Source organism: Fundidesulfovibrio terrae, assembly GCF_022808915.1.
Classification (GTDB): domain Bacteria; phylum Desulfobacterota; class Desulfovibrionia; order Desulfovibrionales; family Desulfovibrionaceae; genus Fundidesulfovibrio; species Fundidesulfovibrio terrae.
Map to the genome: position 1 here is coordinate 382,724 of NZ_JAKZFS010000001.1, position 18,202 is coordinate 400,925.

An 18,202-nucleotide genomic window follows, 5' to 3' on the forward strand; every position below is an offset into this window, starting at 1 on the left:
CGCCTCCGGCGGGGCCGGAACCGAAACCCGGCTGATGCGTCGCAACACACCGTACTCCGGGCTCCTACCCCACATCGGCCGCCCCGCCAACGCCCGGTCCCGGTCCGGGGTGTGGAGCGCCTGGGATGGCGCGCCTGCGCGTATCGTCCGATCACCGGGTTTCCCCGGTCTTCACAGGTCTAGAGAGGGGGGCCGGACACGAGGTTACGACGGTGGACGAAAATGAAGGAGGGCTTTCCAAACGGAAACAGCCCGGCAGATGCCGGGCTGTCTCGTGGGGTGGGGATGGGCGTATGGTTCCTAGTGGAACAGTATCGAACCGGCCTGGAAGACGCCGACGGCCAGCACGAAGGCCAGGACGGTGTTGAAGGTCATGGAGAACACGGACCACTTCCAGGAGCCGGTTTCCTTGCCGATGGCGACCACCGTGGGGAAGCAGGGCGAGTAGAGCAGGATGAACACCATGAGCGCCACGCCAGCCCACACGGTCATGCCCTCGGAGGAGAGCATCTGGGCCAGGGGCTCGGAGTTCTCCTTGTCCACCTTGCCCAGGGAGTAGGCCGTGCCCAAGGTGGAGATGATCACCTCCTTGGCTGCGAACCCGCCCACCAGGGCGATGTTGGTGCGCCAGTCGAATCCGGCCCACTTGGACAGGGGCTCGAGCGACGTGCCGAGCCTGCCCGCCAGGGAGGATGCCAAGGTCTCAGCCGCCTGGGTTTTCTCCAGCGCCTCCAGCTTGGCCTTGAGGGTATCCAGGGCGCCGTCCTCGGCCGCGGCCACGGCCTTGTCGGCGGCGGGCTCCAGGGCCTCGATCCTGGCGGTGAGCTCGGCCTTCTGGGCGTCGAAGGCGGCCTCCTTCTCCTCGGGCAGGCCCGGGAAGGTCATGGCCGCCCAGACCACGATGGACACGGCCAGGATCATGGAGCCGGCCTTCTTCATGTACTGCCAGGTACGCTCCCAGGTGTGGATGGCCAGGCCCCGCCAGGTGGGCAGGCGGTAGGGCGGCAGCTCCATGACGAAGGGGGTGGACTCGCCGCGCACCACGGTGGAGCGCATGAGCCAGGAGACGCCCAGGGCCATGACCCAGCCCAGCAGGGTCATGGCGAACAGGGCCTGGGCCTGCTTCTCGGGGAAGAACACCGAGGTCAGCAGGATGAGCACAGGCAGCTTGGCCCCGCAGGTCATGAAGGGCGCGGTCAGGATGGTGGCGATGCGCTCCTTGGGGCTGCGCAGGGTGCGGCTGGCCATGACGCCGGGCACGGCGCACCCGCCCGCGATGCCGCCGGAGATGATGAAGGGCATCACCGAGCAGCCGTGCAGGCCGAAGATGCGGAACACCCGGTCCAGCATGTAGGCGATGCGGGCCATGTAGCCCGAGTCCTCCAGGAAGGCGATGAGCAGAAAGATCAGCATGACCAGGGGCACGAAGCCCATGACCCCACCCACGCCGGCGATGATGCCGTCCACCAGGAGCGAACGCAGGAGGCCGTCGGGCAGGGTGGCCTCCACGGCCTTGCCCGACCAGGTGAAGAGGTCCTGCAGCCACTCCATGGGGAATTTTCCCAGGGTGAAGGTGACCTGGTACACCAGGTAGAGCACGCCCAGCATGATGACCGGGCCCAGGAGCTTGTGAGTGAGCACCTGGTCCACCTTGTCGGACACGGCGATGCGGTCGCCCAGGTGGTCGCGGGTGACCACGCCGTTTTTCAACAGGGAGGCGATGAACCCGTAGCGGTAGTCGGCCACCACGGCCTCGGGGTAGGTGCCAAGCGTGGCGCGCAGGTGGTCGGCCACGGACTGGGCCTTGGTCTCGAGCCAGGCGGACAGCTCGGGACCTGCGGCGCGGCCCTGTTCCTTGATCTGGTCGTCGCCCTCGAGGTATTTGAGCGCCACCCAGCGGGCCGGATAGCGGGTGGTGAGCAGCGACTTGGCCATGATGCGCGTGGTCATCTCGGCCAGGGCCGGGTCCAGGTCGGGGCCGTAGGAGATCTCCACGGGCTTCCAGCCGCCCTGGCGCTCGGCGGCAAGCTTGGCGGCGGCCCGGGCCAGGTCGTTCACGCCCATGCCCACGCGGGCCACCAGCTCCACCACCGGGCAACCCAGCAGCTTGCCCAGGCGCTTGGTGTCCACCGCGAGGCCCATCTTGCGGGCCTCGTCCATCATGTTGAGCCCCAGCACCACCGGACAGCCGAGCTCTAAGAGCTGCACCGCCAGGTAGAGGTTGCGTTCCAGGGCTCCGGCGTTGACCACGTCCACCACGGCCTGGGGGCGCTCGTCCACCAGGAAGTCGCGGGCCACCAGCTCCTCGGCGGAGTAGGCGGTGAGCGAATAGGTGCCGGGCAGGTCCACCATTTCAAGGATGGCGTCCTCGGTGCGCACCTGGCCGGTCTTCTTCTCCACGGTGATGCCGGGATAGTTACCCACGTGGGTCCGCGCGCCGGTGAGGGCGTTGAACAGGGTGGACTTGCCGGAGTTGGGGTTCCCGGCCAGGGCCACCGTGAAGGAAGGCAGAACGTCCTTGGCGGCCTTGCCGCCTCTTACGTCGGCGGTCTTGCGCGTATCGAGCTGTGTCACGACAGGGCCTCCGGGGGGGATACCATGATGAAGTCGGCCTCGTTGTTGCGAAGCGACAGGGTGAATCCTTTCAGGCGCAGGGCCACGGGGTCCTTGAGAGGAGCCCTGCCCACCACTTCCACTTCCGCGCCGGGCACCAGGCCCATGTCCCGGATGCGCCTGCCAAGCTCTCCCTCGGCCATGATGCGCACGATTTGCGCCTTCTCGCCGACCTTGAGCAGGCGTAACGACAGAGCCTGATCCATGTTGTCTCCGATGTTGATATTCATTATCATTTAAATGGGTTTAAAAAAAGGTCAGGATTTCCGGGAGCAGCCGCAGTCGCTCAGGGGCTTGATATCCTGCTGGGAACCGCCGCAGCACCCGCCCCCACCGCCGGACGAGCACCCGCCGGAGCAGCCGCACGCCGAGCCTCCCTTGCGCAGGAAGCGGCGCACCGTGTAGGCGCCGGCCAGGACCACCAGGGAAATGACGAAGATTTTTTCGACCATGAGGAACTCCTTCTCCCGGCCCGCCGGGAGGGCGGCCGCCGCGCCGCGCGCGTCCGGCCCGGGACGAGAGGTCCGTCCCGTGAAATGTGTGCGATGCCTCAGACCGGGGTGACCATGACCCGTCCGGCCAGCCCCTCGCCCAGGCAGATCTCGCCTCCCCGGACGTTGATGCGGCAGCAGTCTCCCCCCTGGCTCACCTCGGCCTCGACTCCGGGGGTGAGCCCCAGGGCGCACAACCGGCACCGGCACCGGGGATCTTCGCACAGGGTGACTACCCGCACCTTGCTGCCGCGACGGCATGTATTCAGGGGAACCATGGTTCCGCTCCTTGATCTTCAGGCTGACGTGCCCTTGATAGTGCAATTGAGAATCAATGTCAACATGGTGGCGAAAAAAAGTGGCCGGGCACATGTCCGTGCCCGGCCAGCGCCCGAGGGGAATGTCTTAATGAGGGAGGACGCCCAGTTCCTCGATGAGCCCCAGCAGGGAGGATTCCTTGGCCGGCTTGACCAGGTATCCCGCCGCGTTGCCCTTGAAGAAGGCATCGCAGACCTTCTTCTGGTCGTTGTGGGCGGTGATGACCAGGACCTTGGTTTCCCGGCCCGGCGGCACGCCCGCGGAAGCCTCGATGTCCCGCATGGCCAGCAGCGCCTCCTGGCCGTTCATTTCCGGCATCTCGAGGTCGAGCAGTATCAGGGAATAGGGATCGCCTTCATCCATGGCCAGGCGGAAGGCGTCCACGGCCTCGCGTCCGTTGACCGCCACGTCGGCGGCGCAGACATCGCGCAGGTAGCGTTGCAGCAGCATCCGGTGGGAGATTTCGTCCTCGACTATCAATACGCGCATGGCGTCCCCTGTGATGGTTGCCGTGGATGGAAACGGGTTCTGTCTCAAGATGCGACCCCGGTGCTTGGAAGCGGGTGATGGAATAGTGTCGATTGTATACGGATTTCGCGCCAGGCTGTCAAACGCCTGTGCCGAGCCGGACTGGCCGGGTCAGTCCGCGAGGAGGGCCTCGCCGTTTGCCAGGAGCAGTTCCAGGTCGGCGTCGGAAAGACCCAGGCGTTGCCGCAGGCGGGCGATCTCCCGGGCGGGGTCGAAAAGAGGGTAGTCGCTGCCGAAGAGCACGCGCTCGGCGGGATGGCGATCCAGGATGGAGGCGAGCAGGCCTCCGTCGATGAAGGGCAGGCTGGAGGATGTGTCCAGGTAGATGTCCGACCCGGCCAGGTGCGTGAGGGCCTCGGCCCAGTGCAGGTAGCCGCCCAGGTGCGCGGCCACGATGGTCAGGCCCGGGAAGTCGCGGTGGATGGCGGCCAGCTTGGCCGGGCAGGAGGGGTTCTTCTCCGGGGGCAGGCGGTCGCCCACGTGGAACAGGGCCACGAAGCGCCCCCGGATGGCCTCCAGCACGGGGAAGAGGGCCGGGTCGTCCAGGCGGAATCCTTGGAAGTCCGCGTGGATTTTGATGCCCTTGATGCCCGCGCTCTCCAGGCGGTCCAGTTCGGCCTCGCAGTCCGGGTAGCCTGGGTGGATGGTGCCGAAGGGCACGATCCTGGGCTGGGTCCTGGCCAGCTCGATGGCCCAGTTGTTGGCCGGGATCACCTGGGCCGGGGCGGTGGCGGCGGCGAGCACGGCGGCCCGCTCGATTCCGGCTGCGTCCAGCCGGGCCAGGAGGTCGTCCATCTCGCCGGTGCCCACGGGCGAGATGCCGTAATGGCCCTCGAGCTGCTCGAGGACCTTGCCGGCGATCTTGGGGTGGAAGGCGTGGGTGTGGAAATCGATGCTCACGCGGCGCAGATGTCCTTGAGCCATTGCGGTACGGCCATGGGCTTGCCGCCCGCGTCGACGCAGGCGTGCTGGGTGGAGCCCAGGCAGAGGGGCTTCGACGCCTCGGGCGGGCCGTACACCTGGTAGACGAAGGTAACGGAGGCCCGGGTCCACTGGCTGATGCCCGCGCGCACAATGATTTCCTCGTCGTAGCGGGCCGGGGCCAGGTAGCGCACGGTCATCTCGCGCACCGGCAGCATGACTCCCCGGCGCTCCACCTCGGCGTAGGAGAGCCCGCGCTCGCGCAGGAACTGCCCGCGCGCCCGCTCGAACCAGTGGGCGTAGTTGCCGTAGTACACCACGCCCATGGCGTCCGTTTCCCCGTAGGAAACAAACAGCCGGAAGCGCGTCTCGGCCTTGGGGAACTCCTCGCCCGGGCGGATCACGGCATGCCCGCCTGTTTGAGGGCCCAGGCCAGCAGGGTGTGCCCCTCGTCGACAAGAAGTCCGGTGGACGCCGCCTGGGCCTCGCTGAAGGCCGTCGCGCCGTTTTGCGCCACGCCCCGGCCGAAGAGCACGAAGGGCACGGGGTCGTTCACGTGGGTGCGCTTGGCGATGGGGGTCAGGTGGTCGCAGGTGACCAGGAAAACGGCGTCCGGAAAGGCTTCCAGAAGCGGCGCGGCCACTCGGGAGTCGAACCGGGCCACGGCCTCGGCCTTGCCCTTGGCGTCGCCGCCGTGGCCGCATTCGTCGGGGCCTTCCAGGTGCACGAAGGCGAAGTCGCCGTGCTTGAGGAAATCCATGGCCGCGCGGACCTTGCCCTCGTAGTTGGTCTCCAGGAGTCCGGTGGCGCCTTCCACGTCGATGACCTCCATGCCTGCGGCGCGCCCCAGGCCCTTGATGAGGTCCACCGCCGAGATGACCGCGCCCTTCATGCCGAAAGCCTGCTCGAAGCCGGGCAGGGTGAGCGCCCGGCCCTGTCCCCAGGGCCAGATGGCGTTGGCCTTGGTGGCGTTGCCGGAACCTTCCAAGAAGCGGGCGGCGCAGCGGGTCAGGCTCCAGAGGAGCGGCGAGGAGCGGTAGGCGTCCAGGTCCTGGGCGATGGGCTGGTCGGTGATGTCGTGGGGGGGGCGGATGGGCAGTTTCGCCTCGGGCAGGGAGGCCGCTCCGCGCTGCACGAGCAGGTGGCGGTACTGCACGCCGGGGTAGAACCGGAAAGGGGCGAATTCGTCGGAGCACTTGGCGCAGTATTCGTCCAGGGCCTGGATGAGCGGCCGGGACTGCTCGGTGGTGATGTGGCCAGAGGAGTAGTCGAGCATCAGGCCGCCCGCGGAGTAGTCGGTCACGCTGACCAGGTTGCAGCGCCAGACCAGATCGTCCTCGGCCAGTTCCAGGCCCTGGGCGGCGGCCTCTATGGGGCCGCGCCCTGTGTGGTGCGAGGCGGGGTCGAAGCCCAGGAGGGCCATGTTGGCCACGTCGGAGCCGGGAGGCATTCCGGGCGGGATGGTGCGGGCCAGGCCCACCAGGCCCTTGCGGGCCATGGCGTCCATGACCGGGGTGGCGGCGGCCTCCATGGCCGTGGCCGCGTCCAGCTCGCCGGGCCATCCGCCCATGCCGTCGGCCACCAGAAAAAGGAATTTACGTCGCATGCGGTGCCTCCCAGGCCCTGGGTGGTGGCTCTTTTTGAAGGAATTGTCAAAAGCCGGTTGCGGCGGCGTGGCCTGGGCGGCGTTCTACTTGGATATCCACAGGGCCGCGCCCTCGAGCTTCCGCAGAAGCGTCAGGCTGGTGGTGCCGAAGATGTTGTCCATGGCGGTGGGCCTGTCGCCGGAGCGTCCCACGGCCACGGCGGCGTATTCCCCGGCCCGGGCCTGCTTGAGGATCAGGTCGGCGGGGTCCTTGGACGACTTCACCAGGTAGTCGATACGCTCTTCCTCGATGCCGTTCTGGCGCAGGATTTCCCCGGTCTGGCGCATGATGTCCTCGATGCGCTCGCCTTCGGGCAGGCTCTGGGCCCGGTTGTGGAACACGGTCACGGAGTGTTCGGGCTCGTTTCGCAGGATGAAGCCCACGTGGTCGGCCACACGTTGGGACTGTTCGGAACCGTCCACGCACAGGAGCACGTTCTTGCGGTGGCGCAAGGGGTTGCGGCACACCCAGAGGGGGAAGGTGATGGTCTCCCACAGCAGGCGGTGGGTGATGGAGTCGTCGAAGATCTCGTCGAACCAGGAGAGCCCCCTGCGCCCGAGCACCACGGCGTCGTAGAGGCCCTGTTCGGCCTCGGCCGCGATGTCCTTGACCGTGCCCAGCTTGGCCGGGGAAGACTTGAGGGTGATCCTGTCGGGGGGGAATCCCATGTCCAGGAGCCAGTCGCGGGCCGTGGCCAGGGCAGAGGGGGGCTTGCGGCACGAGGTGCCCATCCCCGGCTTCTGCCCCGGCTCGCAATAGGGGACGACCGATTCGGACATGACCGAGCCCGTCACGCGCGGGGTGACGTAAAACAGGGTCAGCCGGACCAGATCGCGGTTGCTGAAGAAGCCGTAGACATACCGGAGACCGAAGAGGGCGTTGATGTCCTCCGATATGGTCACCAGCAGGTGTTTCTCCAGGGGGGGCACTGCCTCCCTCCTAGTCCTGCCAGTGGATGCACTCGGCCGGGCAGGAGTCCATGGCCTCCTGGATGCAGGATTCGTCGCCGGAGGCGCCGTCGATGACTTCCGCCTTGCCGTCATCGTTCATGTGAAAAACCCCGGGGCAGATCTCCACGCACGATTCGCAGCCGATGCATTCATCCTGGTCCACATAGGGCATGGCCATGTCGGTTCCTCCAAGGGACGTGTGGTTGGGCCGGGCGAAACCCGTCCGCTAGCTTCGATGTAAACCGAATGGCGCTGGGAAAGTCAAGAAGCGGAGGTCAAGGGGCGGTCTTTATCATGTTGTAGAGGATCTCACGGCTGTCCACGTTGTAAGACCCCTGCGCCACGCGGCGCTTGATGTCGGCCACGCGCTTGGCCCTCTCCTCGGGGGATTCCGAGGACGGGTCCGTTCGCTTGCCGTCGGGGTGTTTTATTTCGCGGTCCATGGTGCCACCGTGTTCCTTGTACACAAGGATTATCGGCAGTCCTTCCCGGGGCTTTAGCGCAGGCACGGAGAAATAAAGTGTCGCTATTCTAATTGGATGTTCACAACATTGTGTGGGACCTGTATCTTTTCGCCAATTTCGGGCCTCGCGCGCCGCAGAACCCGGGGCGGCCAGGCTTCGGCCCGGCCGTCGGGGCATTGTTGCGCTGCGCGGCTTGACTTCCGCGCCAATTCGGTGTCAGGCCGGACCCATTATGGAGAGACGCGCCTCGAAGGCGTCCGCGATGCGGCCGGCCGGATCGGCACGGTGTCCATATTTACGTACACCATATCGAATCATTCCGGGCCGTTCACGGCCCGGTGACAGGGCGACCGAAAGCGATGTCCGAACAGAAGTACCTTCCCATCTCCCCGTTGTTGATCACTCATGGGGATGCATTTTCCTTTAACGTCTACCTCAAGAACAAGACGTCCCAGGCATACGTGCTGTTCGCCGCCAGCGAAAAAATGACGGACAGGCACAAAATATCGCTTGTAGAAAATGATGTTTCGGAACTGTACATCGATCTCGGCGATTCGAAGCGGTTCGAGAAGTACATCTATGAAAATTACGGGAAGGTGCTTTCCAACGAGGGCATTCCCCTGTCCGTGCGCGCGGAAATTTTCCACGACCACAGCACGTCGCTTTCGCGCGAGGTGTTCGCCACGGGGCTGCCGGGAAACGTGGTGCCGCCCGAGATGCTGGAGAAGATCGAAAGGACGCTTACGTCCAACTACGAGTTCCTGGTCTCCAACTCTGGAGCCTTCAAGAGCGTGGCCCGCCTGATAGACCACAACTACAAGACCTACAGCCACTGTGTGAACGTGTCCGTCTACACGCTGGTCATGCTGGTGCAGCTGAACAGGTTCGACGCCATCGAGACCGACGCGGGCGTCGGCGCCTTCCTGCACGACATCGGCAAGCAACTCATTCCCAACGAGATTCTCGATAAGCCGGCCCGGCTCACGGACGCGGAGTTCGACACCGTCAAGAAGCACAGCCAGTTCGGTTTTTCCATCGCCAAGCAGTCCGGCCTGCCGGACGTGGCCTGCGAGTGCGCGCTCAAGCACCACGAGAAGCTCGACGGCTCGGGGTATCCCCTGGGACTTGCAGAGGACGACCTCCCCTATTACGCCCAGGCCGTGACCATCGCGGACATCTACGACGCCCTGACCGCCGAACGGCCGTACTGCCGGGCCTACACGCCCTTCGAGGCCCTCAAGATCATGGCCAAGGACGTGGACCGGGGCAAGCTGGACAAGCACATCTTCAAACTGCTGGTGGATGTGCTGGGCGGAAACCTCTGGACCACGTGAGGAGCGCGGAGTGCGTCACTTCAGGGGCAGACGGATGATGAAGGCAGTGCCCTTGCCCGGATCGGAGTCCACTTCTATGGTCCCTCCGTGGGTCTGGGTGATGATGAAGTAGCTCACCGAGAGTCCGAGCCCCGTGCCTTCGCCCAGGGCCTTGGTGGTGAAGAAAGGCTCGAAGATTCTTTTTCTCACCTGCTCGTCCATGCCCGGGCCGTTGTCGCGCAACACGATGACGGCCCGTTCCTCTTCGGCGTGCAGGCTCACCTCCAGGGTGGGCTCCTGCGCCCGGTCCTTGGCGGCGCCCAGGGCCTGGGCAGAATTCTTGAGGATGTTCAGCACCACCTGTTCCAGCTCCTGCGAGGAGCAGGGGACCATGGGCAGGTCCGGGTCGTAGTGCTTCACGATGCGGATGCGGCGGAAATCGTACTGCTTGATGAGGTCGTAGTCGCTCTGGGCCAGTTCCACGGCGGCGTCCACGATCTCGGCCAGGTTGTGCGCCTCATGGCAGGGGTGGCTGCGCCTGGCGAACTTGAGCATGTTCAGCACGATGCGCGCGGCGCGCTCGCCGGATGCGCGGACCCCACCCAGCAGCTCCGGTATCTCGCGCGCCGACAGGTAGCGCTCAAGGCCGTCCATGCTGATTCCAGCGTCCCGGGCCGCGCCCTCGTTGGCGGGAAGCCCCCTGGACAGGCGGCGTTGCAGGCTCTGCGCGTTCTGGAGCACTCCGGCCAGGGGATTGTTGATCTCATGGGCCATGCCTGCCGCCAGGCCGCCCAGGGAGGCCATCTTTTCCGACTGGATCAGCACCTCCTCCATCCTGGCCCGCTGCGTTTCGTCGTCCACGCGCACCACCACGCCCCGGGACATGGCCGCTCGCAAGGGGTAGACCACCAGCCGGGCCTCCATGCGGGTCTCGCCCATGGCGAGGCTCAGGCGGTCGCGGATGACCGGGGCCTGCCCGCGCATGGCCTGGAAGACGAGGGGTTCGTATTCGGCCAGGGCGGGCAGGACCTCGCCCAGGGGGCGGCCAAGGGCCTGCTCCGGGGTGAGGCCGCTCAGCTTGGTGGCCGTGGCGTTGAGATGGGTGACGAGGCGTTCGGCCGAGAGGCCGATGACCGCCGAGGGCATGGAGTCGAGAATGTCCTGGAGCTGGGCGCGGGTGGCCTTGAGCTCCTTCTCGGCCATCTGGCGGCGCGAGACCTCCTGGCGCAGGTTCTCGTTGGCCGAGCGCAGGCCGCAGATGGACGTGGACAGGTTGACGCGCATGGTCTCCAGGGCGTCCGCCAGCAGGTCCATCTCGTCCCTGCCGCGGTCGCGCGGCGGCGTCCTATCCAGGACGAGGGGCTGCTCGAGGCCGGTGACGGTCAGGTTCCTGGCGTGCCCGGCCATCTTGCGCAGGTGCCTGGCCACCATGAAATAGAAGAGCAAAAGCAGCGCCGCCGCCAGGACCAGGTTCTTGGCCGATTCCAGCACCACGGTGATGGCCGCGTCGTGCCGGAGCCTGTCGCGTCCGGCGTCCAGGCCCACAACGACCCGCAGCTCCCCCACGGGAACGGATTTGCCCCGGAACTCGTAGGTCAGCGCGCTCGACCGCTCCAGGCGCCCCTGGCTGGCCACCGATCCCGCCTCGGCCGCAAGGCGCCCCTGGCTGGCCACCGATCCCGCCTCGGCCGCAAGGCGCCCCTGGCTGGCCACCGATCCCGCCTCGGCCGCAAGGCGCCCCTCGGAGTAGACCTCGATGCGCTCCACGTCGGGCAGTTGGCGGATGCCGTCCAGCTGGATGGCCAGCGCCCTCTCGTCCATGTTCCAGAGGGAGTGGGCCAGGGGATGCAGGTTTGACTCCTCGATCTCGCGGAGCTCATCCTCTTTGTCGGCAAGGAATTCGAGATATTTGGCCCGGAGGGATATGCCCGATTCAGCGGCTGTGGCCGCCAGGGAAAACGCGAGCATCCACAGGGCCAGGCGCCAGGACAGGCTTTTGAACCCGGAAGCGGGGCCGCCGGAGGGCGCGCCGCCGGCCGGGTCGGCTCCACTCAAGGGGGGGCGCGCCTGGGACGACGACGTCATGCCGAAAGCCTTGCCGGTGCGAAAGGATGTCGCACAGGCTTCCTCCTTGCGCTTGATACGTATGGAAAGAGCCGCACTGCGGGATTATCCCGGTGGCGCCTTCAGGCATTCTATCCGCAGCCACGTCAGATGTGAAGCGCGGATTCGCCCGGGCCAATCGATTATCAGTTCAGACGCTCGAGAGGGTCGCCGGGTTTCACCCGGCCTGCCGCCAGCACCTTGGCGAAGAGCCCCTGCTTGGGCATGATGCAGTCCCCCACGATGCGGCGGATCTCGCATCCATGATGGCAGGTCTTTCCGATCTGGGTGATTTCGAGCACGGCCGAGCCGCCCACGGAGATGCGCTGGCCCACGGCCAGCCCCAGGGCGTTCAAGCCCTCCACGGCGATGTTCTCCGCGAAGGCTCCGGGCCCGATGGTGGGGAGCTTCTCGCGCATGAGCTCCATGCTGCCGAAGTCCAGCAGGCTCACCTGCCTGCCCGTGCCCGCGTGGGCGTCTCCGGCCACGCCGCTGTCCACGACCAGTTCTATGGAATCCACCGGAGCTTTCTTTTCTCCGGTTCTGACGCTCACGCACACGGCTCGTACAACGGGCATGGAACCCTCCGTAACAACTCGGGTTTCTTTTTGCATACCTTTTTGGTGGGAAATAGGCAAGCCGCCATTCCCGCGTTGACGGCTCAGGGCGTCGGCGTTTCCCCGGCCAGCGTCCCCACGTTGAGAAGGTGGTCGCGCATGGCCTCACGGCAGGCTTCCGGGTCAGCGTTCTCCAGGGCCTCGAGGATGCGCCGGTGCCCGCGCAGGGATGCCAGGGAGCGCTCCTGGCTGAGCAGGTGGGCGGCTCGGCTCTCGGAGAGCAGGTCCTGGAGCATGGCGGCCATCTCCCAGATGACCTCGTTCTTGGTGGCCCGGGCCAGGGCCATGTGGAAGCGCGCGTCCAGGCCGGAAAAGCCCTCCTCCCCGGAGGCCTCCTGCAGGACCATGAGTTTCCTGATGCGGGCCAGGTCGTCCTCGGTGCGCCGGGCGGCGGCCAGGGCAGCCACCTCCGGCTCCACCACGAGCCTGAATTCGATGGCCTCGCGAACGCGTTCGGGGTTGGCCGCGATCAATTTGCCGAAGGCGTCGGACAGGGTCGGGTTTCCCATGGGGGGCCTCCGCTGCGGGGGTGACGTTGGCGGACTTTATCCGGGGCCCGGGGAGCAGGCAAGCGCGAGCCTGTCGCGTCGGCTGGATAAGGCCGTGGCTGCGCGGCGCCCGGCGCGCTTCGGGCCACGGAAAAGGCCGGGCGGACCCGGCCTTTTGGACGCGACCGGGACGGCCCCGGACTAGTCGACCTTCTGCATTTTGTATTCGTCGCTCCGCCCGGGGTAGAACATGATGACCTCGCCCCCCTTCACCTTGAACATCACCCCGTCCACGCCCGAGGTCATGGTGTCGCCGTCCAGGGTGAAGTCGGCCCAACCCGCGAAGCTGTTCTTCTTCCTGGAGTCGTAGAAGTAGTACACGGCGTATTTGTCGCCCTTCTTCACCAGGGAATAGTCGAATATCCACGGTTTGTTGATCTCGGCCGGGGGGATGCGCCGCCAGTGGCCCATGAACAGCGGGTTGGGGGCGTTCACGACCTTGGCGTACACGGTGGGCGTGCCGGCCACGTCCGCGTCGGAGATGGAGTTCAGGCTGCGGCAGCCAGCGAGCGCGACAAAGGCCGCCAGGACGATGAATGCGGGAAGCATGCGGCGCATGGAGGTCTCCTTGGGGTAGCGGGTGTCTGCCTTCGGCAGGTTGACACCACCATACACCAGCGTGGGAAATTGCGCCAGGGAGGGGTGGAAGATTTCCGGCCGGAATGCCTACAAGGCGAGAAAACCGGCCGCCGCCGCGCCGAGGGCCACCAGGGCGGGATGGATACGGAAGAGCAGCGCCACGGCCGCCGCGCCGGCCAGCCCGGCCCTGGGCAGGTCCCAGGCGGCGTCCAGGGCGAACCGGGCCCCGAGCCCCAGGGCCATGCCGCCGAGCACTGCCGCCACTCCGTCCACGGCCTTGCGCGCCCAGATGCAGGAAGCGATCAGCCCGCGCGCGGGCGCGGCCGCCAGCAGCACGCCGCAGGAGGCCGCCAGGAACCCGGCGAAGGCGGCCAGGGCTCCGGCGAGTCCCATGGTCAGGCTTCCGGCGAAGGCCGCGGCCGTGGTGACCGGGCCGGGGACCAGCGCTCCCAGGGCCATCAGGTCCGAGAAGGCGGGCTGGTCCATCCAGTGGCGCAGGCGCACCGCGTCCGCAAAGAGGAGCGGGTAGCCTCCGAATCCGCCCAGGGACCAGATTTCTGCCTTGCCCGCCAGCAGGTAGAGCCTGCCCAGGGCCGGGTCCTTGAGGAAGAAGGCCCCGGCCAGCGCGGCGTAGGCCAGGAAGAGGATGATCGGGAGCTTCCACGCGTAGGGCGAGGATTCGGGCGGCGCGGGAAGGCCCTTGGGCTCGGGAAGCATGAGCACCCCGATCACCGCCCCGCCGAGCAGCATGGAGAAGGGCTTGAGCCCCAGGAAGAAGAGCATGCCCGCGCCCAGGGCCAGGGCCAGGAGGATGGGCTTGTCGCGCCGGGGCGAGAGGACGTTGATCCCCGCCGCCAGGCACAGGGCCGGGACCATGGCCCGAAGGCCGGACAGGAGCGGCTGCGCGGCGGAAAGCCCGGTCAGGGCGGGATAGGCCGCTCCGAGACCGGCCATGAGGACGAACCACGGCAGGCAATATCCCGTGTAGGCCGCGAGAAGCCCCGCCCTGCCCCGCTGGTCGAGGCCAGCCAGGGCGGCGGCCTGGGCGGCGCTGCCGCAGGGCAGGGAGTCCAGGAAGGAAGGCGCTGCGCCCGTCCTTCCCGGGCGCACGAACGCGACCGCGCTGCCCTTCAGGGAACGCAGGAAGATGGCCGCCAGGGAGGTTTGCGTGGTCATGTCCTCCGGACCCCTATCATCAATAGATGGCCATGGACAGTCCAGCCGCCGCCAGCACGATCCAGTAGACCGGAACCTTCTTGACCAGCGCCCCCAGGGCCAGCACCAGAAGCGCCGAGGACTGCCACCCCCAGGGCACGTCCTTGGCCAGGGTCCAGCTCACGGCCACGATCATGCCCCCCAGGGTGGCCAGCACCCCGGACAGGGCCATCCGCGCCTGGCGGGAGCGCAGGATCGCATTGCGGTAGTGGGCTGCGGCCAGCACCACCACGAAGGAGCCGGAGAAGATGCTCACCGAGGCCGTGACCGCCCCGGCCACGCCGCGCAGCACGTAGCCCACGAATGCCGAGGCCAGCATGGTCGGGCCGGGGGTCACCTGGGCCAGGGCCATGCCCTCGATGAAGGTTGAGCCGTCGATCCAGTGGCGGTGTTCCACCACCTCGGCGAACATCACCGGAAAGATGCCGAATCCTCCGAAGGACAGCATGTCCACCTTGATCATGGACACGGCCAGTTGGAAGAGCATCCTGTCCGCCAGGTACAAGGCGCCCAGGCCCGCCAGTATCGCCAGCCCGGTGCACACGGCCAGGCGCAGGGCGCCGTTCCCGGCCGGGCCGTCCCCGATCTCGGGCGCCGGTCCCGGGTCCAGGAAGAATATCCCGAGCAGGGCGGCCCCGCCCACGATGGGCACGATGCCCGCCCCGGCCAGGAACAGGGCGGCGGCTCCGGCGGTGAACGCCTGATGGCGACGCGTAGGGGCGAAGCGCTTGACGAAATCCAGGCAGGACATGAGGCAGATGGCCAGCACCACCACCTTGAGCCCGGAATAGACGCTGTGGGCCAGGGGCGTGCTGCGGGTGCCGGAGTAGAACGTGGAGAGCAGCGTCATGAGCAGGAAGGCCGGGGCGGAAAATCCCACATAGGCGGCCAGTGCGCCCCAAAGCCCGCGCAGCTTGAGCCCGATGTAGGCCGAAAGCTGCATGAGGGTGCCGCCGGGGATGATCTGGCACAGCCCCAGGCCCAGGCGGAACTCCTCGCGGCTGACGAAGCTCCGCTTGTCCACCACCTCGCGGCGCAGGACCGGCATCATGGCCGGACCGCCGTAGGCCGTTGCCCCGGCCGTGAAAAAGCACTTGAAGATCGACCACAGAGACGTCTTTGCGGACATGGCTGCTCCCGTGCGTGCTGCCCGTGGGCTGTTGAACGCGCAGGATACGGCCATGGGGCCGAAAAGAAAACAGGTCCGGACCGGTTCAGAATCCGAACAGGAACACCGGGTCGATCAGGGGCAGGCCAACGCCCCCCTGGCCGGGGATGGTGATGGTCTGGAAGCCGGGCCCGGTCAGGGTTCCGGTCCTGGGATTATACAGGAACGGTCCTCCGGCCTGGGGCGGGGCCACCAGGGTCAGGTTCCCGAACTGGTCGATGCTGGCTGCCATTCGGGAACGGTTGCCGGATATGAACACGGTGGCGTCGCCGGTTGCGATGATGGTCTGGGCCTGGGCGGCAGGGCTTTGGGCCAGACCCGACAGGACGGTCACGGCGGCAAGGGTGGCAAGGGCGTGGCGCATGGGAACCTCCTGGGACACGGCACGGTCCGAGTTTCGGTGAAGGGGGAGCATAGCCTAGATAAGTCGTTGACGAAGAGGGGTCGAGTGGGAAAACTCCCCAAATGCGCACCGTCCTTCTCGACGCCACCCCGCCCAGAAACGACGCCTGCCGCCAGGGGGCCGACGCCCTGCGCCGGGCCTTGTCCGACTGCGGGTGCCAGGTGGAGTCCTTCCCCCTGGCCGAGCTGCCCATGGCCCCCTGCCGCGGCTGCTTCGCCTGCTGGACGGATACGCCGGGGCGCTGCCCGGTCCAGGACGCGTCCGAACTGGCGGCCAGGGCGGTGATCGCCTCGGGGCTCACGGCGGTGTTTTCGCCGGTGCGCTTCGGGGTGTGGTCCTGGCAGGCCAAGAAGGCGCTGGACCGCATGATCTGCCTCATCTCGCCGCATTTCGAGGCGGCTTCCTCCGCCGGGCCCACCCGCCACACGGCCCGCTACCGGTCCTATCCGGTGTTTCTGGGCGTGGGCTGGCTGCCTGGCCCGGACCCCGAGGCGGTGGAACTGTTCACCCGGCTGGTGGAGCGGAACGCCTGGAATTTCCGCTCCCCGGCCTGGGACGCCTTGGTGCTCGACGGCGACAGGCCCTGGGCGGCGCAGCGCGAGGCGTGCCTCAAGGTTCTGGCGGGTCTGGGCGTTTCCGGCGGGAAAGCGTGGTGAAGACGGCGCTCCTTCTCTCGGGAAGCCCCAGGGCCGAAAGCGTGTCCCGGATGCTCGGCGAGGCCCTCCTGGACCGGCTTGCGCGGCTGGGCTGGCAGCGGCGGACGCTTGCAGTCACGGGGCTCATGGAATCCCAGGAAGGCCGGGCCAGGCTCTCAGGTGAGTTTTTGGGCGCGGATTTGACTGTGCTGGCCGCGCCGGTCTACGTGGACGCGCCCCCCGCCCCGGTGGTGCGCGCCATGGAATTCCTGGCCGAGGAGCCCGGGCAGGGCTCCAGGGGACGCCGCTTCGCCGCCGTGTTCGCCTGCGGCTTTCCGGAGTCCTTCCACACCGGCGTGTGCCTGGACGCCTGCCGCCTGTTCGCCCGCGAGGCCGGGTTGGAGTGGGCCGGGGGCCTTGGCGTTGGCGGCGGCGGGGCTCTTGGCCACGGCCCCTTGGAGAGCCGGGGGCGCATGGCGCGCAAGGTCATCCGGGCGCTGGACCTGGCAGCCGAAGCCCTCGACCGGGGCGGATCAGTCCCTGAAGAGGCCGTCCGCCTGGCGGGCGAGCCCCTTATCCCCCACCGGCTCTATCTGTTCTTGGCCGAGGCCGGGTGGCTGGCCCGGGCCTGGAAGCGGAGGACACTGTTCAAACTTGGCGCGACGCCCTTCAGGAGACCATGAGCGACCGTCCCGGATTCACCTTTCTCGTCTGTCCCGATCCCGAAATGGTCAAGCGCCGCTTCGAACGCCTCATGGCCGCCAGCGGCGGCGGCTTCGTCCGCCAGGTGTTCTGGGGCGACGCCGACGACTTCGATGCGGCCTACTGGCAGGCGCTGTCCTCGGTGAGCCTTTTCGCCGAGCCCAAGGCCGTGGTGCTCCGCCGCGCCGAGGGCCTCGGGGCCGACTTCTGGGAGAAGCTCGCCCGGCCCCTGGCCGGGTTCAACCAGCACGTGTGGCCGGTCATCTGCCTGGAAGGGCCGCAGGACCCCAAGAAGGGGCCGTCGCTCCCCAAGGGCCTGACGGACAGGCCCTACTGGAAGGTGGGCCAGAAGAAGGACTGGGTGTGGATTTCCCCGGGCCTCACCGAGGAGACCATGATCCCCACGCTACGCGACTGGGCCGGGGCGCACCGCCTGAACTTCGGCAAGGGCGTGCTGCAGGAGTTGGCCCGGGTGCTCCCCCGGGACATGACCGCCTGCGCGCGGGAGCTGGAAAAGATGGAGCTGGCCGCCGTGGACGGCGTGATCGGCCTGGAGCAGCTTTCGCTTGTGAGCGTGGAGGCGGAGCTGGACATCTTCGGCTTCATGAAGGCCCTGGAGGAGGGGCGCGACCCGGCCGGGGTATGGCGCACCGTGTTCGGCCACCAGCTGGCCAGCGACGACGGGTTTCTGTTCCAGTTCCTGGCCATCCTCTCGCGCGAGGCCAGGACCATGTGGCAGCTCCTGCACGAAGACCCGGACTGCAAGGTCCACCCCTACGTGAAGAAGCTCAAGACCCCCATGGCCGGACGCCTGGGCCGGGCCGGGCTGGCCAAGCTCTGGGACCTGATCATGGAGGCCGAATCCTCGGTGAAGTTCGGACGCAAGTCGGCGGACCAGGCCCTGGAGATGCTTGTGGCCGACCTGCACGCCCTGTTCGCCCGGGTACGATCGCGGGTTTGACCCGTTTTTGCTTTGAAACCCCCGCCT

Annotated in this window: 22 protein-coding genes; 4 read left to right on the forward strand and 18 right to left on the reverse strand. The window is 67.2% G+C overall.

Going from position 1 to position 18,202, the window contains the following annotated elements; all coding sequences use genetic code 11:
• Nucleotides 1–300: 300 nt before the first annotated feature.
• The 11 genes from feoB to ML540_RS01800 form a co-directional block, all read right to left on the reverse strand.
• Nucleotides 301–2,511 carry a ferrous iron transport protein B gene (gene feoB / locus ML540_RS01750; protein ID WP_243359630.1) on the reverse strand — a complete coding sequence of 737 codons (2,211 nt, stop codon included), beginning with the start codon at nt 2,509–2,511 and terminating at the stop codon, nt 301–303.
• 59 nt (nt 2,512–2,570) lie between these two features.
• Nucleotides 2,571–2,819, reverse strand: coding sequence for a FeoA family protein (locus tag ML540_RS01755; RefSeq protein WP_243358122.1), 249 nt, complete (start codon nt 2,817–2,819; stop codon nt 2,571–2,573).
• Nucleotides 2,820–2,870: 51 nt separating this feature from the next.
• Nucleotides 2,871–3,065, reverse strand: coding sequence for a hypothetical protein (locus tag ML540_RS01760; RefSeq protein WP_243358123.1), 195 nt, complete (start codon nt 3,063–3,065; stop codon nt 2,871–2,873).
• 98 nt (nt 3,066–3,163) lie between these two features.
• The gene (locus ML540_RS01765) at nt 3,164–3,382 is read right to left on the reverse strand and encodes a FeoA family protein (RefSeq protein WP_243358124.1); all 219 of its coding nucleotides are present in this window, start codon (nt 3,380–3,382) and stop codon (nt 3,164–3,166) included.
• Nucleotides 3,383–3,509: 127 nt separating this feature from the next.
• Nucleotides 3,510–3,911: a response regulator gene (locus tag ML540_RS01770; RefSeq protein WP_243358125.1), complete on the reverse strand. Its 402-nt coding sequence runs from the start codon at nt 3,909–3,911 to the stop codon at nt 3,510–3,512.
• Between the two features lie 150 nt (nt 3,912–4,061).
• Nucleotides 4,062–4,850, reverse strand: coding sequence for an amidohydrolase family protein (locus ML540_RS01775; RefSeq protein ID WP_243358126.1), 789 nt, complete (start codon nt 4,848–4,850; stop codon nt 4,062–4,064).
• Nucleotides 4,847–5,275, reverse strand: coding sequence for an acyl-CoA thioesterase (locus tag ML540_RS01780; protein ID WP_243358127.1), 429 nt, complete (start codon nt 5,273–5,275; stop codon nt 4,847–4,849). The genes ML540_RS01775 and ML540_RS01780 overlap by 4 nt, the downstream gene beginning before the upstream one ends.
• Entirely contained in the window at nt 5,272–6,477 is a 1,206-nt protein-coding gene (gene apgM, locus ML540_RS01785) for a 2,3-bisphosphoglycerate-independent phosphoglycerate mutase (RefSeq protein WP_243358128.1), read from the reverse strand. Before apgM ends, ML540_RS01780 begins: the two co-directional genes overlap by 4 nt.
• Nucleotides 6,478–6,561: 84 nt before the next feature.
• A complete protein-coding gene (locus tag ML540_RS01790) occupies nt 6,562–7,446 on the reverse strand; it encodes a universal stress protein (RefSeq protein WP_243358129.1) in 885 nt (294 codons plus the stop codon).
• 10 nt (nt 7,447–7,456) lie between these two features.
• Entirely contained in the window at nt 7,457–7,645 is a 189-nt protein-coding gene (locus tag ML540_RS01795; RefSeq protein ID WP_243358130.1) for a ferredoxin, read from the reverse strand.
• 97 nt (nt 7,646–7,742) lie between these two features.
• The gene (locus ML540_RS01800) at nt 7,743–7,910 is read right to left on the reverse strand and encodes a flagellar biosynthesis anti-sigma factor FlgM (protein WP_243358131.1); all 168 of its coding nucleotides are present in this window, start codon (nt 7,908–7,910) and stop codon (nt 7,743–7,745) included.
• Between the two features lie 380 nt (nt 7,911–8,290).
• On the opposite strand from ML540_RS01800, the gene ML540_RS01805 reads away from it, so the two are divergent.
• On the forward strand, nt 8,291–9,265 hold the full coding sequence (locus ML540_RS01805; protein ID WP_243358132.1) for an HD-GYP domain-containing protein: 975 nt from the start codon (nt 8,291–8,293) through the stop codon (nt 9,263–9,265).
• Between the two features lie 15 nt (nt 9,266–9,280).
• On the opposite strand, the gene ML540_RS01810 is transcribed toward ML540_RS01805, so the two are convergent.
• From ML540_RS01810 to ML540_RS01840, 7 genes are all read right to left on the reverse strand, one after another.
• Nucleotides 9,281–11,329, reverse strand: a complete 2,049-nt coding sequence (locus tag ML540_RS01810) for an ATP-binding protein (RefSeq protein WP_243358133.1) — start codon at nt 11,327–11,329, stop codon at nt 9,281–9,283.
• Nucleotides 11,330–11,493: 164 nt separating this feature from the next.
• Nucleotides 11,494–11,925 (reverse strand): MOSC domain-containing protein, encoded by a 432-nt coding sequence (locus tag ML540_RS01815; protein ID WP_243358134.1) that lies wholly within the window; start codon nt 11,923–11,925, stop codon nt 11,494–11,496.
• A gap of 83 nt (nt 11,926–12,008) precedes the next feature.
• Nucleotides 12,009–12,473, reverse strand: coding sequence for a FadR/GntR family transcriptional regulator (locus tag ML540_RS01820; protein ID WP_243358135.1), 465 nt, complete (start codon nt 12,471–12,473; stop codon nt 12,009–12,011).
• Nucleotides 12,474–12,653: 180 nt separating this feature from the next.
• Nucleotides 12,654–13,070 carry a hypothetical protein gene (locus ML540_RS01825; RefSeq protein ID WP_243358136.1) on the reverse strand — a complete coding sequence of 139 codons (417 nt, stop codon included), beginning with the start codon at nt 13,068–13,070 and terminating at the stop codon, nt 12,654–12,656.
• Between the two features lie 108 nt (nt 13,071–13,178).
• A complete protein-coding gene (locus ML540_RS01830; RefSeq protein ID WP_243358137.1) occupies nt 13,179–14,267 on the reverse strand; it encodes a chromate transporter in 1,089 nt (362 codons plus the stop codon).
• Nucleotides 14,268–14,286: 19 nt separating this feature from the next.
• Entirely contained in the window at nt 14,287–15,435 is a 1,149-nt protein-coding gene (gene chrA / locus ML540_RS01835; protein ID WP_243358139.1) for a chromate efflux transporter, read from the reverse strand.
• Nucleotides 15,436–15,520: 85 nt separating this feature from the next.
• Nucleotides 15,521–15,838, reverse strand: a complete 318-nt coding sequence (locus tag ML540_RS01840) for a hypothetical protein (protein WP_243358141.1) — start codon at nt 15,836–15,838, stop codon at nt 15,521–15,523.
• Between the two features lie 101 nt (nt 15,839–15,939).
• Here ML540_RS01840 and ML540_RS01845 point away from each other — a divergent pair, with 101 nt between their 5' ends.
• Genes ML540_RS01845 through ML540_RS01855 form a run of 3 tightly spaced genes read left to right on the forward strand, consistent with a single transcriptional unit; the run spans nt 15,940 to nt 18,175 of the window.
• On the forward strand, nt 15,940–16,533 hold the full coding sequence (locus tag ML540_RS01845) for a flavodoxin family protein (protein ID WP_243358143.1): 594 nt from the start codon (nt 15,940–15,942) through the stop codon (nt 16,531–16,533).
• Nucleotides 16,530–17,195: an NAD(P)H-dependent oxidoreductase gene (locus ML540_RS01850; protein ID WP_243358145.1), complete on the forward strand. Its 666-nt coding sequence runs from the start codon at nt 16,530–16,532 to the stop codon at nt 17,193–17,195. Before ML540_RS01845 ends, ML540_RS01850 begins: the two co-directional genes overlap by 4 nt.
• Nucleotides 17,192–18,175, forward strand: a complete 984-nt coding sequence (locus ML540_RS01855) for a DNA polymerase III subunit delta (RefSeq protein WP_243358146.1) — start codon at nt 17,192–17,194, stop codon at nt 18,173–18,175. The genes ML540_RS01850 and ML540_RS01855 overlap by 4 nt, the downstream gene beginning before the upstream one ends.
• The last annotated feature ends 27 nt before the right edge of the window (nt 18,176–18,202 follow it).

Coding starts and splice junctions, on each gene's coding strand:
- ML540_RS01805 (WP_243358132.1), top strand. CDS start 8,291: ATGTCCGAACAGAAGTACCTTCCCATCTCCCCGTTGTTGATCACTCAT.
- ML540_RS01795 (WP_243358130.1), bottom strand. CDS start 7,645: ATGGCCATGCCCTATGTGGACCAGGATGAATGCATCGGCTGCGAATCG.
- ML540_RS01760 (WP_243358123.1), bottom strand. CDS start 3,065: ATGGTCGAAAAAATCTTCGTCATTTCCCTGGTGGTCCTGGCCGGCGCC.
- ML540_RS01800 (WP_243358131.1), bottom strand. CDS start 7,910: ATGGACCGCGAAATAAAACACCCCGACGGCAAGCGAACGGACCCGTCC.
- ML540_RS01830 (WP_243358137.1), bottom strand. CDS start 14,267: ATGACCACGCAAACCTCCCTGGCGGCCATCTTCCTGCGTTCCCTGAAG.
- ML540_RS01820 (WP_243358135.1), bottom strand. CDS start 12,473: ATGGGAAACCCGACCCTGTCCGACGCCTTCGGCAAATTGATCGCGGCC.
- ML540_RS01845 (WP_243358143.1), top strand. CDS start 15,940: ATGCGCACCGTCCTTCTCGACGCCACCCCGCCCAGAAACGACGCCTGC.
- apgM (WP_243358128.1), bottom strand. CDS start 6,477: ATGCGACGTAAATTCCTTTTTCTGGTGGCCGACGGCATGGGCGGATGG.
- ML540_RS01840 (WP_243358141.1), bottom strand. CDS start 15,838: ATGCGCCACGCCCTTGCCACCCTTGCCGCCGTGACCGTCCTGTCGGGT.
- ML540_RS01755 (WP_243358122.1), bottom strand. CDS start 2,819: ATGGATCAGGCTCTGTCGTTACGCCTGCTCAAGGTCGGCGAGAAGGCG.
- ML540_RS01810 (WP_243358133.1), bottom strand. CDS start 11,329: ATGACGTCGTCGTCCCAGGCGCGCCCCCCCTTGAGTGGAGCCGACCCG.
- ML540_RS01855 (WP_243358146.1), top strand. CDS start 17,192: ATGAGCGACCGTCCCGGATTCACCTTTCTCGTCTGTCCCGATCCCGAA.
- ML540_RS01770 (WP_243358125.1), bottom strand. CDS start 3,911: ATGCGCGTATTGATAGTCGAGGACGAAATCTCCCACCGGATGCTGCTG.
- ML540_RS01825 (WP_243358136.1), bottom strand. CDS start 13,070: ATGCGCCGCATGCTTCCCGCATTCATCGTCCTGGCGGCCTTTGTCGCG.
- ML540_RS01765 (WP_243358124.1), bottom strand. CDS start 3,382: ATGGTTCCCCTGAATACATGCCGTCGCGGCAGCAAGGTGCGGGTAGTC.
- chrA (WP_243358139.1), bottom strand. CDS start 15,435: ATGTCCGCAAAGACGTCTCTGTGGTCGATCTTCAAGTGCTTTTTCACG.
- ML540_RS01815 (WP_243358134.1), bottom strand. CDS start 11,925: ATGCCCGTTGTACGAGCCGTGTGCGTGAGCGTCAGAACCGGAGAAAAG.